The organism is Acinetobacter brisouisimilis (assembly GCF_000368265.1).
GTDB lineage: Bacteria > Pseudomonadota > Gammaproteobacteria > Pseudomonadales > Moraxellaceae > Acinetobacter.
Map to the genome: position 1 here is coordinate 798,130 of NZ_KB851219.1, position 13,613 is coordinate 811,742.

Consider the following 13,613-nt stretch of genomic DNA (forward strand, 5'->3'; position numbering starts at 1 on the left):
TGCCAAGCAAAGGCAACGTTTGCCAAGCAATTTCATTGACTTCTCTTGGGCTTAAATTCAGTTGCTTTAACTGCAATGCAGTCGGCGGTCATTTCCTGATTTTCATTTGCAGAAGCAGGTTGATAGGTTGCATGAACACATTCGTGTGCCAGCCAGAATATTTGCATGGTTGGTGAAAATTGATTCATGACGACTGGATTTAAAACAATATGCGGTGGGCTATTTCCTGCGACGCCAACATTGTTGAGATTTGGATCGAGGTAAATCGGAACTTGATAACCATTATAAAATGAGCAGTTCCAAGGGCGATTTAAAATATTGACAGAATAGACAAGGTTCGCATGAGTTTGTACCGTTGTCGATAAAAGACAGCCGATCAGTATGCTAAGGAGAACAGAATATTTCATGTTGCGGTTCATGCGCTGATATTTAATTTAATTTATTAAAACTAAAAATATGATTTTATATATTTTTATCACAGATCTTCGAGTTTTACTCAAAATAAAATCCGAAAAAATCCCCCCCTGTATCTAAACATTTTCCCTACGACGCATTTTTAACATTTTCTGTAAATATTGCGTCTTTATCCGAAGTTTGCTGCAAGTGCAGTATTGGCCATTGGCCTTGCTTGAGTTGCATAGTTGTTTTGATCTGCTCAGAATCAAGTGGTTTTAGCATGTTCTACACGCATTGAGTTGCCGATGTAATTTGACGAAATAAAAAACAAAATTTTCAACAAAAATGATTGACAGGAAATTTTAAAAATAATACATATAACATTATAGGTATTATTTTTAATAACTGTACATAGGGAATGAACAACACAATGAACACACATAAGCTCAAACACTTTATTAATGGGGAATACGTTGAACCGTTTGGAGGAGCGTACTTTGACCTGACTAGCCCAGTAACAGGCGAGGTCTATGCTCAGTCGCCAAATGCGACCGAAGCTGAGGTCAATGCTGCTTATCAGGCTGCTAAATCTGCATTTGCCGTCTGGGGGAAAAGTACACCGTCTGTCCGTCAAAAAGCATTGTTGGCGTTGGCAGATGTGATTGAACAAAATGCAGAGCGCCTTGTGGAAGCGCAAAGTCGAAACACGGGGCAGCTCAAACATTTGATTGCTTCTGAAGAAGTCGCTGCTGCCGCTGACCAAATCCGTTTCTTTGCAGGTGCAGCACGCTGTTTGGAAGGCAAATCGACAGGGGAATACTTACAAGGAACCACGTCAAGTATCCGCCGTGAACCATTAGGCGTGGTTGGACAGGTTGCACCGTGGAATTATCCATTTTTAATGGCTGTCTGGAAAATTGCTCCTGCTTTAGCCGCAGGCAATACCGTAGTCTTGAAACCGAGTGATACCACACCAGAAAGCACCTTATTACTGGCAGAACTGGCTTCACCTCTGTTTCCAAAAGGCGCGTTTAACGTCGTATTGGGTAATGCTGAAGTCGGTGCACTGGTGGTATCGCATCGTATCCCTGCATTAGTTTCCATTACAGGTTCAGTACGTGCAGGCTTGCAGGTGGCAGCATCAGCAGCCGCCAATCTTGCCAAGGCGCATTTGGAACTCGGTGGTAAAGCGCCTGTGTTGATTTTTGCTGATGCGGACTTGGACAAAGCTGCTGAGCATATTGCACTGGCAGGGTATTTCAATGCAGGTCAAGACTGTACCGCAGCGACTCGTGTTCTGGTTGCCGATGAGGTGCATGACCAGTTTGTAGAAAAACTCGTCCAAGCTGCTAGAAACACTCATTTTGGTCTGCCAGATGATCAGGATGCTTTATATGGGGCACTCAACAATGCAGGGCAATTAAAACGGATTCAGGGCTTTATTGAACGCTTACCTGCACATGCCAAAATTGAAACAGGCGGGAAAAAAGCTGAGCAGGCGGGGTTCTATTTTGAACCGACCGTGATCACAGGCTTGGCACAGCACGATGAAGTGGTACAAACCGAAGTTTTTGGGCCAGTTATTACCGTACAGAAATTTAGCGATGAAGCTGATGCTTTAGACAAAGCCAATGATGTGGAGTATGGCTTGGCATCGAGTGTTTGGACCAAAGATCACTCCCGCGCCATGCGTCTGTCACGCGATTTGGATTTTGGTACGGTGTGGATTAATACTCATATTCCACTCACCGCAGAAATGCCACATGGCGGTTTTAAAAAATCAGGTTATGGCAAAGATTTATCGGGCTACGGTTTTGAAGAATATACCCGTATCAAACATGTCATGAGCGCTTACGAAGATTAATTTTAAACAATAATAAATTCCGATCAGGGAGAACAACATGCAACAGACAGTACGTGCTTTTAGTTTTATCGCTTTAATGGCGTTGGTTGGTGCGGCACATGCTGCACAGGAAGATCCACAAAAAGTCATTGCAGCCTATAGGCAGCATGGAATGCGCATGATGCTGAAAAAGCATCGAAATATTTGGCTCAAGATGCCGTTTACTACGATGTTACAGTGGGCACGCCGCAAAAAGGACGTGTTGCTGCACGGGATCATGTGATTAAAGTTTTTGTTGGAGCTGTACCGAATCTGAAATGGGAAATGATCAGTAAGCCATTGGTCAATAAAGATGGCATTGCTTTCCAGTGGCATTTTAGTGGAACCAATACAGGCGCATGGAGTGCAGAAACGCCCGCAACAGGTAAACCACTGTCATTTGAAGGGGTGAGTTTTGTACGTATTCACAAGGGTAAGATTACCTATCAGGGTGACTACTACGATGCTTTAGGTTTTAACAAACAATTGGGTTGGTAAAGCAATCATTTGGATATTGGGTTAGGGGATACCTAATATCCATTTTGGCAATTCCGAGCACGCCTGTTCATGAGTCATTTATGACAAAAGGCAGGGGCAATATCTGGAAATAACATGACAAAACATTCGATTAAAGAAGATGTGGGACTGGTGGTCGATGAAGTCAAACACATCGCAAATGCAGTAGATCAGGAAGCCACCCAATTTGAACGCTCAATTGGTCTGATTTCAAATTTCTCGTTGGGGTTTACCTATTTGTCACCGCTGACGGCAGTGTATTCACTGTTTGCACTGGCGATTACACTGGCAGGACCGCCCTCGATTTGGTGGATTTTAATTGTTGCGATTGGGCAATTGTTGGTGGCGGTAGTATTTGGGGAAACCGCATCGCAGTATCCCATTACAGGGGGATTGTATCCGTGGGCACGCCGTTTGTGGGGACGCAAATATGCATGGATGGCTGCATGGATTTATCTGTGGGCATTGGTTGTCACTGTCACCTCGATTGTGGAATACAGTAGTGGTTTTGTGTTGACATTACTGCATTTGCCATCGACTGCCATGAATAACCTAATTACCTCAGTGATTTTGCTGTTGACGATTATGATGGTCAACATGTCAGGCACGAAAAATCTGGCACGCGTTGCACGTATTGGCTTTTGGTGTGAAATCCTGAGCGTGATTGGGTTGGGTTTATATTTACTGATTTTCCACCGTGCGCAGCCATTTTCAGTGGTGTTTGACTCGATGGGTGTATTGGCGAGCAATGGCTCCTACTTTAGTGCCTTCATGTCAGCATCTCTGTTGGGTTTGTTTATGTTCTTTGGTTTTGAGGCCTGTGGAAACGTAGCAGAAGAAGTACAAAACCCAAGCCGCCAAATTCCTGTGGCGATGATTTTAAGTATTGTGTTTGGTGCGGTGTCTGCGATTTTATCGGTATTGGGTTATTTGATGGCATCACCGAACTTGCTGAAAATCGTATCGGGTAAAGTGACTGACCCAATTCCTGCGATTTTAAATGAAGCATTGGGGACAACGGGCGCGAACATTTTTATCGTGGTTGCGATTGTGGCGATGTTGTCATGTATCTTGTCATTACAAGCTGCTTTAAGCCGTTTGGTATTCTCATTTGCGCGCGATGAAATGTTGCCAAATAGCCAATGGATGGCAAAATTGTCAAAACAAGGTGTACCTGACCATGCCATGATCGTGAGCTGTATCTTACCGATTTTGTTGTGTTTCTTAGTCTACTTCCAGCCAGACAGCTTGGCACGTATTACTGCATTTGCCGTGATCGGGATTTATTGTGCATTTCAGATGGTGGTACTGGCAGCACTGCGTCAGCGTTTTAAAGGCTGGAAACCCGCAGGTGAATGGACTGTTGGCGGCTGGGGGATGATTATCAACATCTTGGCACTGGCATACGGAATTTTTGCGATTTATTTACTGGCACAACCTGCAACAGGGAACTCGTTTGTAGATCGCTGGATTGTGTTGATCGGTCTTGGTTTTGTGATCGGCAGTGGTTTAGTCTACATGTTCGTAGCAAAACCATATAACAAATCGCAAGCCCCAGAAGATGATGCAGTAGCATACGCTGCTCAGCTTCGAGCCAAATCTAACACATAAAAAAGATTGCAGGTGACATGCCTGCAATCTTCATCATCTTTGAAATCTTTAACTTAATTGGAGTTGTGACTGTTGTTGCAGCAATTGCACAACCAACCGTGCAGCATACTTTGCTTAATCTGGTTTTTTATGTGGAAAGTGTTGTTGCGTGATTTTAATCCATGCCTGAACCGCAGGTGAAATGGCATAATTTTTTCTCCATGCCATAAACAAGTGCCAACGAATATAAGGCTGCTGTAATGGAACTGCTGCAAACAGGTGTTGATCAAGCATATTGGTATAATATTGAGGCAGCAATGCGATTCCCATGCGCTGCAAAACCATATCAGCCAACAAATTCCACTGGCTGGTTTTGCAGACAATATTAGGTTCAAAGCCGTAATGTTGACAGGCATTCATAATGATGCTGTTGAGCGAGAAATTCTCAGGAAACATCAAAAATGACTGCTGTTGCAATTCTTCTAAGCGAATGGATGTACGGGTTGCCCATAACGAATCACGGCGCAATAACACCATTAAAGGATAATCACACAACTCTATGGCATTAAAAATGTTGGTATCAAAAGGTTGCAATAATACCCCGACATCTAGTTCATTGTTTAACAAAGCTTGCTCAATGCCGCGTGAACCTACTTCTAAAAAAGACAATTCAATCTTTGACCATTGCTGATGATAGTCAAATAGAGCAGGGGTGAGCAATTGCGCGCCGAGTGGCGGAACTCCAAGCCTTAGCGTTCCCGTTTTTAAGGCTTGATAGTTCTCAATTTCTTGAAAGATATTTTGTTGAGTTTGTAATAGATCTAAAGCGTGCTGGTAAATCCGCTCGCCAATTTCAGTCAGTTCAATTTGTCGTTTTCGCCCAGATTCTGCTTTCACTAAAAGCTGTACGCCGAGTTGCTCCTCAAGCTGCTGGAGCATTTTACTGATGGTTGGCTGGGTGAGATGCAGTTCATCGGCAGTATGCGTGAAGCTTTTAGTTTTCACCAAAGTCACAAAACAGCGTAAAAGTTTAAATGAGAGCATAATTGAGTTTTTATTATTCCAAAATAGAATAATTTTAAATTAAATAATTCATGTTTGGTATATCAATTTTTGCTTAACTTAACATCATTGTATTGAATTAAACGTGTTGTTTGAAATTTGCTATGAATACAAAGCTGAATATGGGTTTTCAACTGTTGAAATTGCTGCCACAGCTTGGCTTGTTAGCCATTTTCTGGTGGTGTGGAAACCTGATCCACCAAAAAATTAGCTTGCCCATTTCTTCAGGTATTTTGGGTATGTTCTTATTGCTCATCTGCCTGTTTGCAGGTTGGGTTAAGCTGGAGCAGGTGGCACTTGGGGCAAATGCAGTACTGGCTGAATTGGTTTTGTTTTTTGTACCCATTGTGGTTGCCGTGGTGCAATACAAGCAGTTATTTCTGACCGAGGGCTGGCAAATTGTGGTGAGTATCGGAATCGGAACGATGCTGGTGATGTTGAGCACCAGTTTAACCATTCACTATACATATCGCCTGAAAAAATACTGGCAGGTCCGTAAGCGTTTACAACATCGCATGCATTAACTGGAGTCATCATAATGAATCTTTGGGCAGGTTTATGCTTAATCTGGACACTAGTGGCATATGTGGTCACAAAACAAGTTTATCAGCGATATCCGAAATTCTGGTTTTCACCTGCGATTTTGGTCCCTGTGTTGACGATTATCCTCATGATGATTTTTGGTGTTTCATATCAGACCTATCAGCAAGATACCCAGTGGATTGTCAACTTGTTGGGGCCTGCGACAGTGGTATTTGCTGTGCCTATTTATCGTTATCGGCACATGATCCGCCAACATTTGGGCGTTTTGTCACTGGCTATTGTGGTCGGGATGAGTGTTGGTATTGTAAGTGCTTATCAGTTGGCACAGATTTTTAAATTTAGCCCAGAAGTGACCAATAGCTTAATGGCACGCTCGATTTCAACGCCATTTGCAATGATATTTGCAGAAAATATTCATGGTTCAGCGGCATTGGCTTCTTTATTTACCCTGATTACGGGACTGTTTGGCATGGTGTGTGGTGACTTTATTTTGGCAATGACCAAAGTGCGTTCCAATATTGCCAATGGTGCTGCCTTTGGTAATGCTGCACACGGTTTTGGTACAGTGCGCGCCCAGCAACGTGATAGTGAAGAAGGTGTAATTGCCAGCCTAACGATGGTGATTGCAGGCATTTTAATGGTTTTAGTTGGGCCAGTTGCTATACATTTATGGTTTAAGTTTCTTTAAATTATGTGTATAGAAAAGAGGCTTTTATAACAGCCTCTTTTCTATCGGTTAAGCAATAGATTTATGATTTAATAAATGAGCAACATGTTGCATTTGTTCAAGTCGCATATCTGTCAGTTTAATCAAATCTCCATTGACCCAATGGGGAATATCACCAGAGCGAATCCAGTCTTGAATCTCTTGTGTATCAATATTTAAAAAATCGGCAACCTGACTTTGCCAAGATTCGCCAAATAAAGCTTGTCCAATAAGAACAAAATTTTCTGTTTTCATACCGTCTATTCATTTCACAAAAGACTCGTATAGGATATCGGCTTGAAAGTGCTAAACAAGGATTTTTAGCAAAACACAACAAAAGCTCAAAGTTTCTATACGATTTCATGTCAACATTATGATGCTTGCTTGAATTATTTATTTTGTTCACATAAACATCTATAAGCCTTGAAGCGATGAATAATGCCGAACAGTGAATAAATTGATGAGCTTGTCTGATTTCATGGACATTTCATCTGTAATTATTCGAAGCAAATTTTTTTTAAAAACTATTTCTGTAACTGAAGGTGCAAATGAAGAAATTTGCCGAATTTTGCGGTGAGGGATACAAGATACTTTATTTTAAGTTTATTTAAAAAAATTAAGGAGATTATTCATAATCTCCTTAACTGATGACTGTAACTTGAAGTTAGACTTTTTTATCAGTCTTTTTTCAAATTTTCTAGCAATAAAAATTCCATGAGCGCTTTTTGTGCATGCAAGCGATTTTCTGCTTCATCCCACACCACGGCATTTTTGTGGTCAAGCATGGTTTCAGAAATTTCTTCACCACGGTGAGCAGGTAAACAGTGCATAAACAAGCAGTCAGGGTGAGCAAGGCTCATCAAGTGTTCATTTACTTGATAATCTGCAAATGCTTTTTCACGAATCTTCTGTTCTTCTTCCTGACCCATAGATGCCCAAACGTCAGTGACGATAAGGTCAGCATTTACGGCTGCATCTTCTGCTGAGCCAACTAATTCTGCATAGTGTGCAAACTCAGACAAGAACTCAGGTTTTGGCTCATAGCCTTTTGGTGAGGCGATTTTTAATTTAAAGCCCCACATGTGCGCAGCTTCAATATATGAATTACACATATTGTTGCCGTCGCCAATCCATGCCACAGTTTTACCTTCAATGCTACCGCGATGCTCAACATAAGTTTGAACGTCAGCAAGAAGTTGGCAAGGGTGGTGATCATCGGTCAATGCATTAATCACAGGGACTTTTGAATAAGAAGCAAAACGTTCTACGATGTGATGTCCAAAGGTACGAATCATTACAATATCAAGCATGCTTGAAATGACACGTGCCGAATCTTCAATCGGTTCACCGCGACCTAACTGTGTGTCACGTGGTGATAAAAAGATAGCACTACCACCAAACTGGCTCATACCTGCTTCAAAAGAAACACGGGTACGTGTGCTAGATTTTTCAAAGATCATGCCAAGAACTTTACCAACAAACGGTTGGTAAACAGTATTTTCATGTTGCAGACGCTTAAGCTCTTGTGCGCGTGCAATAATGCGATTAAGTTCTGCTGTAGAAAGATCACGTAAAGTTAGGAAATGCCGTAGAGCCATGGTTACTCCACATAATTGTTGAATCGCGATGGCATCAACAATTAGTAGTTGTTCGTTAAAGAAAAAGTAATCGATTACTATACTATAAGCTGTCTATTTTGCCAAAGACTTATCGATATTGAAGGGCTTTTAAAAAGTGTTCGACACTATATTCAATATAATGATTGATTTCTTCAAGGCTTTCTTGAGGTTCAACGCCCATTAAGACTTGCCATTCAAAATGCCATAAAATTCCAAGATACATTTTGGCAGAGTGCAATGGGTTAGAGCAGACGATTTGACCTTGTTCATGTGCTTGAATGAGTCGCTGACTTACACTGTGCAGCATTTTCTTCGGGCATTCTTCATATAAATAGATTGCAAGCTCAGGGTTTTGCTTGGTTTGTTCGAATAGTAATCGAACAAATTTACGATTTTCTGGTTTTAAAATATGTTGATAAAAATTATTTAAAATGCTGACCAGTAAGCTTTTGAGGTTGCTGGTTTGCGGGGCAATTTTTAAAAATAGTTCTTTGAAAAAAATATCGCGTCGATGTTCGCAGATCGCTTTAAATAAACCGTCTTTATTCCCAAAATATTTGTATAAGGAAGCTTTTGATCCGCCTGCATGATTCACGATATCATCGAGGGAAACAGCGTCATATCCTTTTTCTAAAAAAAGTTCCGTAGCAGATATTACAAAGGCAAGATGTCGCTCAAACCCACGTTTGGTTTGGGGTGGCACGCTGCAATAACAGTAAAGTTGATCTGACATAGGAAATAAATAAAGATATCACGGTTAATCCTTGAGTATAGCAAATCTGAACTAAAATGGCGCAATAGCCTGTGCGTGTATTGTTCACTTTACGATTCTTTGCTCAAATGAATTCTATATCGTTTGAGCATACTCACGGAATGATGATTCTCTATGCGATTTGCAATTGATGGGGAGGATAAATGCATATTTGTGTATAAAAAAGGCCATGCTGAGCATGACCTTTTGCCTTCAATTTATTGAAATTATTCTAGAGTTGAGAGTTTTTGATCCTCTTCTTCATCGTCATCGACAGAATCTAACCCCAACTCTTTGAGCTTGCGTGTCAGTGTATTGCGTCCCCAACCCAGTAATTCGGCTGCATGACGTTTACGTCCACGTGTTTGTTGTAATGCTGCATTGATTAATGTGCGTTCAAACATGGGGGTGGCAATATCCAGAATTTTCATCTCGCCGTTACGCAATTTTTGTATTGCCCATTGAGCGAGTAATTCGTCCCAATGCTGTACGCTTACGCGTTCATTGCTGATATTGGCATTAACAACAGGATCACCAGATTTTTGAATTGGGATTTGTTTTAGCTCATTTGGCAAGTCTTCTGGATAAACCTCTCGACCTGTAATCATAACAGTGAGCCAGCGACACGTATTTTCCAGTTGACGCACATTACCAGGCCAAGGCAATTGCTGCATATAACTTATGGTTTCTGGGCGTAAGATTTTTGGACTAACGCCAAGCTCTTTGCCTGCTTGTGCCAAGAAATGTTGCGCCAGCATCGGAATATCTTCGCTACGATGCGCCAGTTTCGGAATATGAATACGAATAACGTTTAAACGATGGTACAAATCTTCGCGGAAACGTCCTTCATTGACCAGTTTTTCCAGATCTTGATGCGTGGCAGCAACAATACGCACATCGACTTTGACTGGAATATGACCACCAACCCGATAAAACTCGCCATCTGCCAACACGCGTAATAAACGGGTTTGGGTTTCAAATGGCATATCACCAATTTCATCAAGGAATAATGTGCCGCCATTGGCTTGTTCAAAACGACCTTGGCGTTGTGTATTTGCGCCTGTGAATGCACCTTTTTCATGTCCAAATAATTCGGTTTCAATCAAATCTTTGGGAATCGCGGCCATGTTTAAGGCAATAAAAGGTTTGCTCTTGCGTGGTGAATGACGGTGCAGTGCGTGTGCAACCAGTTCTTTACCTGTACCTGATTCGCCATTAATGAGAACCGTAATATGCGATTGAGATAATCGACCAATTGCGCGGAAGACTTCCTGCATGGCAGGCGATTCGCCGATTATTTCAGTCGAATGAATTGGAGAGGTGGTTTTATTGGCAGATTCTTGTTGTTGTAGCTTAGTAATGTGCAAAATCGCACGATTCACCAACGCCAAAGCTTCATCGATATCGAATGGCTTAGGTAAATACTCAAATGCACCAGTTTGATAACTTGAAACAGCAGATTCCAAATCTGAATGCGCCGTCATAATAATTACGGGCAGTTCAGGGTAGCTACTTTTTACCTTGCCTAAAAAGGTTAAACCATCGATTCCAGGCATACGGATATCAGTTAAAATGACATCGGGCGATTCATTTGGTAGCTGGTCTAATGCGCTTTGAGCTTCCTCAAAACTGGTGACATCGAAGCCTTCTTCTTTGAAGGTTTTTTCCAACACCCAGCGCATGGCGCGATCATCATCAATGACCCAAATTTTATTTCGCGACATGGTGCGACTCCCAAGGTAAATATAAGCTAAAAATGGTTTTACTCGGCACAGAATGGCAAACAATCATGCCGTTGTGCTGGTGCATAATATTTTGTGCAATACTGAGTCCAAGCCCCGTGCCATTGGCACGACCTGTGACCAGTGGATAAAATACAGACTCTAAAATTTCTTCAGGAATACCAGGCCCATTATCTTCAATGTCAACACGCACTGCAGAGCGATGTAAAACACCATTAATAGTAACAAGGCGCTGAATACGGGTACGTAAGATCAGTTCAGGCTTATGTTCTTGGAAAAAATCCTTGTGCTCTAGCATGGCCTGTACCGCATTGACACTAATATTGAGCATGACCTGAATTAGTTGGTCACGATCCGCTTTGACATCGGGGAGTGATAAATCATAATCACGTGTAATTTTAATTTTCTTTTTGGTCTGATTGGTAATCAGAGAGCGTACGCGTTCTAAAGGCTCATGTACATTAACATCGACATAGCTAGGCAGTTGGCGCGAACCGAGCATGGTGTCTGCAAGTGTACGTAAGCGATCCACCTCACTAATAATAATGTCGGTGAACTCATTGTATTTTGGATCGTTTAGGCTACGTGCCAAAAGCTGTGTTGCCCCACGAATACCACCTAACGGATTCTTGATTTCATGTGCGACGCCACGAATCAGTTGTCGTGTAACTTGGTGTTGCTGAATCAGGTTTTCTTCCTTGGAAATTTTCAGCATTCTGTCAATTGGGTTGAGCTCAATCAGTAATAAAGGATGATAGGGACGTCCAGCATTAAGCTGTGAAACAGAATAATCCACATGAATGTCTTTAAAATTGACATTAATAATGGCTTCGCGACGTGTATAAGCCTGCCCAGTGTTTAACGTGTTGAATAATGCTTCACGTGTATCAAAGGTATCATTGGGTGCTTGTAAAAGCTGAACAACAGGTATACCTGAAGCACGTAACAAACTCATGTCAAAAAGTGCTTCACAAGACGAGTTAAGGTAAAAAATATTTAAATTTTTATCGACCAGTAAGATGGCTGTGGTCAAATTGTCGACGAGTAGACGGTAATCAATCGTTGGAGTAGGGTCCATTAGCGTAATCTTCCTGATGTAAAATAGCGCAATGGCATCTTTGTCATTGTATTTGCTCCCTGTTATGGAACATTTTCTAAAATTAAAACTAGCCTGATTAAAGCAAAATGTAAGCCAACTTTATAAAATGACTTGTTTTTAGGCAAAAATTAGCCTTTGGCACGCTTTTAAAATGACTTTTATGCATTCATCTCTAAAACAGTATCAAAATGAGGAGTTTTTAGCACTATCTTGGTGCTACTTATTTGTTTTGTTAAAACATGAGCAATATTTTGGTGCATGGCTGAAACATTACCGTTTATGCCTATGCTTACGCAGGGAAAAGTCATACAATACGCGCAGTCTAGTGGAGTGTTGTTTGCATGAAATCCCCCAAAGTCGGTTTTGTTTCTTTAGGTTGTCCTAAGGCATTGGTCGATTCTGAGCGTATATTAACCCAGTTGCGTACTGAAGGTTATCAGGTTGCATCAGATTATGATGGTGCTGACCTCGTTGTGGTAAATACCTGCGGTTTTATCGAGTCTGCGGTACAAGAGTCGTTAGATGCAATTGGCGAAGCCATGAATGAGAATGGTCGTGTAATTGTGACAGGCTGCTTGGGGAAAGATGAAGATAAAATCCGTCAAATGCATCCAAATGTATTGAAAGTGACGGGCGCAGCAGCATATCAAGATGTGATGGAAGCTGTACATGAGTATGTACCTGCTCCACCAAAACATAACCCATTTATTGATTTAGTCCCTGAGCAAGGTGTGCGTCTTACGCCAAAACACTATGCTTATTTAAAAATATCGGAAGGCTGTAACCACCGTTGTACCTTCTGTATTATTCCAAGTATGCGTGGCGACTTGGTTTCACGTCCTGTGGGTTCAGTCCTTGAAGAAGCTGCGGCACTAAAACGTGCAGGCGTCAAAGAAGTCTTGGTAATTTCTCAAGACACGTCAGCCTATGGTGTCGACACCAAATATAAATTGGACTTCTGGAATGGACAGCCAGTCAAAACTAAATTTTATGACATGTGTGAAGCGCTCGGTCAGTTAGGTATCTGGGTACGTTTACACTATGTTTACCCATATCCACATGTCGATGCAGTTATTGACCTGATGGCACAAGGTAAAATTTTACCTTATCTGGATATTCCATTCCAACATGCAAGCCCACGCATTTTAAAACTCATGAAACGCCCTGCACATAGCGAAAATACGCTAGAGCGTTTACAAGTTTGGCGTGAAAAATGCCCTGAATTAGTCATTCGTTCAACGTTTGTTGTTGGTTTCCCTGGTGAAACTGAAGAAGATTTCCAAATATTGCTTGACTGGCTCAAAGAAGCACAGCTTGATCGTGTTGGATGCTTTACCTATTCACCAGTAGAAGGTGCAACAGCCAACGACTTGCCAGATCATGTTCCTGAAGAGATCAAGCAAGAGCGTTATGAACGCTTTATGCAGGTACAACAAGAGATTTCAGCAGCAAAATTGCAACAACGCATTGGCCAAACTATGACGGTATTGGTTGATGGTCTGGAGGATGAATATCCAGTTGCGGTTGCGCGTTCTTATGCAGATGCCCCAGAAATTGATGGCAATGTTTTCGTTGAAGACATTGATAAATCACAAATTAAAGAGGGCGATTTGCTAGAAGTCGAAATTACCGATGCGGATGAATATGATCTGTTTGCTAAATTGATTAAAATTAAAGCAAATTAATCAGCGCACATTTACAAATTTA

At 41.6% G+C, this 13,613-nt stretch carries 14 protein-coding genes; 7 read left to right on the top strand and 7 right to left on the bottom strand.

Features of this window, described 5'->3' with window-relative positions:
* Positions 1–32: 32 nt before the first annotated feature.
* Entirely contained in the window at positions 33–407 is a 375-nt protein-coding gene (locus F975_RS07495) for a hypothetical protein (RefSeq protein ID WP_155757285.1), read from the bottom strand.
* Positions 408–826: 419 nt separating this feature from the next.
* On the opposite strand from F975_RS07495, the gene F975_RS07500 reads away from it, so the two are divergent.
* From F975_RS07500 to F975_RS07510, 4 genes are all read left to right on the top strand, one after another.
* On the top strand, positions 827–2,260 hold the full coding sequence (locus F975_RS07500; RefSeq protein ID WP_004751886.1) for a gamma-aminobutyraldehyde dehydrogenase: 1,434 nt from the start codon (positions 827–829) through the stop codon (positions 2,258–2,260).
* A 37-nt stretch (positions 2,261–2,297) separates the two neighbouring features.
* On the top strand, positions 2,298–2,522 hold the full coding sequence (locus F975_RS16000) for a hypothetical protein (RefSeq protein WP_004751888.1): 225 nt from the start codon (positions 2,298–2,300) through the stop codon (positions 2,520–2,522).
* Positions 2,444–2,776 carry an ester cyclase gene (locus tag F975_RS07505; RefSeq protein WP_228127414.1) on the top strand — a complete coding sequence of 111 codons (333 nt, stop codon included), beginning with the start codon at positions 2,444–2,446 and terminating at the stop codon, positions 2,774–2,776. The genes F975_RS16000 and F975_RS07505 overlap by 79 nt, the downstream gene beginning before the upstream one ends.
* 114 nt (positions 2,777–2,890) lie before the next feature.
* Positions 2,891–4,405 (top strand): APC family permease, encoded by a 1,515-nt coding sequence (locus F975_RS07510; RefSeq protein WP_004751892.1) that lies wholly within the window; start codon positions 2,891–2,893, stop codon positions 4,403–4,405.
* A gap of 114 nt (positions 4,406–4,519) precedes the next feature.
* Here the strand turns inward: F975_RS07510 and F975_RS07515 are convergent, their stop codons facing one another.
* On the bottom strand, positions 4,520–5,428 hold the full coding sequence (locus F975_RS07515; RefSeq protein WP_004751894.1) for a LysR family transcriptional regulator: 909 nt from the start codon (positions 5,426–5,428) through the stop codon (positions 4,520–4,522).
* A 122-nt stretch (positions 5,429–5,550) separates the two neighbouring features.
* Here F975_RS07515 and F975_RS07520 point away from each other — a divergent pair, with 122 nt between their 5' ends.
* Positions 5,551–5,970: a CidA/LrgA family protein gene (locus tag F975_RS07520; protein ID WP_034425869.1), complete on the top strand. Its 420-nt coding sequence runs from the start codon at positions 5,551–5,553 to the stop codon at positions 5,968–5,970.
* Positions 5,971–5,984: 14 nt separating this feature from the next.
* Positions 5,985–6,677: an LrgB family protein gene (locus F975_RS07525; RefSeq protein ID WP_004751899.1), complete on the top strand. Its 693-nt coding sequence runs from the start codon at positions 5,985–5,987 to the stop codon at positions 6,675–6,677.
* Positions 6,678–6,725: 48 nt separating this feature from the next.
* Here F975_RS07525 and F975_RS07530 read toward each other — a convergent pair whose 3' ends face one another.
* From F975_RS07530 to glnL, 5 genes are all read right to left on the bottom strand, one after another.
* The gene (locus F975_RS07530) at positions 6,726–6,950 is read right to left on the bottom strand and encodes a MerR family transcriptional regulator (protein ID WP_004751901.1); all 225 of its coding nucleotides are present in this window, start codon (positions 6,948–6,950) and stop codon (positions 6,726–6,728) included.
* Between the two features lie 422 nt (positions 6,951–7,372).
* Positions 7,373–8,293 (bottom strand): ornithine carbamoyltransferase, encoded by a 921-nt coding sequence (argF, locus tag F975_RS07535; RefSeq protein ID WP_004751903.1) that lies wholly within the window; start codon positions 8,291–8,293, stop codon positions 7,373–7,375.
* A 109-nt stretch (positions 8,294–8,402) separates the two neighbouring features.
* Positions 8,403–9,047: a TetR/AcrR family transcriptional regulator gene (locus F975_RS07540; RefSeq protein ID WP_004751905.1), complete on the bottom strand. Its 645-nt coding sequence runs from the start codon at positions 9,045–9,047 to the stop codon at positions 8,403–8,405.
* A gap of 245 nt (positions 9,048–9,292) precedes the next feature.
* Complete coding sequence (glnG, locus tag F975_RS07545; RefSeq protein WP_004751907.1) at positions 9,293–10,789, bottom strand: nitrogen regulation protein NR(I); 1,497 nt, start codon at positions 10,787–10,789, stop codon at positions 9,293–9,295.
* Positions 10,776–11,885: a nitrogen regulation protein NR(II) gene (glnL, locus tag F975_RS07550; protein ID WP_004751909.1), complete on the bottom strand. Its 1,110-nt coding sequence runs from the start codon at positions 11,883–11,885 to the stop codon at positions 10,776–10,778. The genes glnG and glnL overlap by 14 nt, the downstream gene beginning before the upstream one ends.
* 362 nt (positions 11,886–12,247) lie before the next feature.
* On the opposite strand from glnL, the gene rimO reads away from it, so the two are divergent.
* Positions 12,248–13,591, top strand: coding sequence for a 30S ribosomal protein S12 methylthiotransferase RimO (gene rimO, locus F975_RS07555; RefSeq protein WP_004751911.1), 1,344 nt, complete (start codon positions 12,248–12,250; stop codon positions 13,589–13,591).
* The last annotated feature ends 22 nt before the right edge of the window (positions 13,592–13,613 follow it).

Excerpts from the sequence above, each read along its gene's own strand:
- F975_RS07540 (WP_004751905.1), bottom strand. The coding sequence starts at position 9,047 with ATGTCAGATCAACTTTACTGTTATTGCAGCGTGCCACCCCAAACCAAA.
- F975_RS16000 (WP_004751888.1), top strand. The coding sequence starts at position 2,298 with ATGCAACAGACAGTACGTGCTTTTAGTTTTATCGCTTTAATGGCGTTG.
- F975_RS07520 (WP_034425869.1), top strand. The coding sequence starts at position 5,551 with ATGAATACAAAGCTGAATATGGGTTTTCAACTGTTGAAATTGCTGCCA.
- F975_RS07495 (WP_155757285.1), bottom strand. The coding sequence starts at position 407 with ATGAAATATTCTGTTCTCCTTAGCATACTGATCGGCTGTCTTTTATCG.
- glnG (WP_004751907.1), bottom strand. The coding sequence starts at position 10,789 with ATGTCGCGAAATAAAATTTGGGTCATTGATGATGATCGCGCCATGCGC.
- F975_RS07510 (WP_004751892.1), top strand. The coding sequence starts at position 2,891 with ATGACAAAACATTCGATTAAAGAAGATGTGGGACTGGTGGTCGATGAA.
- F975_RS07500 (WP_004751886.1), top strand. The coding sequence starts at position 827 with ATGAACACACATAAGCTCAAACACTTTATTAATGGGGAATACGTTGAA.
- F975_RS07515 (WP_004751894.1), bottom strand. The coding sequence starts at position 5,428 with ATGCTCTCATTTAAACTTTTACGCTGTTTTGTGACTTTGGTGAAAACT.
- rimO (WP_004751911.1), top strand. The coding sequence starts at position 12,248 with ATGAAATCCCCCAAAGTCGGTTTTGTTTCTTTAGGTTGTCCTAAGGCA.
- glnL (WP_004751909.1), bottom strand. The coding sequence starts at position 11,885 with ATGGACCCTACTCCAACGATTGATTACCGTCTACTCGTCGACAATTTG.
- F975_RS07525 (WP_004751899.1), top strand. The coding sequence starts at position 5,985 with ATGAATCTTTGGGCAGGTTTATGCTTAATCTGGACACTAGTGGCATAT.
- F975_RS07530 (WP_004751901.1), bottom strand. The coding sequence starts at position 6,950 with ATGAAAACAGAAAATTTTGTTCTTATTGGACAAGCTTTATTTGGCGAA.
- argF (WP_004751903.1), bottom strand. The coding sequence starts at position 8,293 with ATGGCTCTACGGCATTTCCTAACTTTACGTGATCTTTCTACAGCAGAA.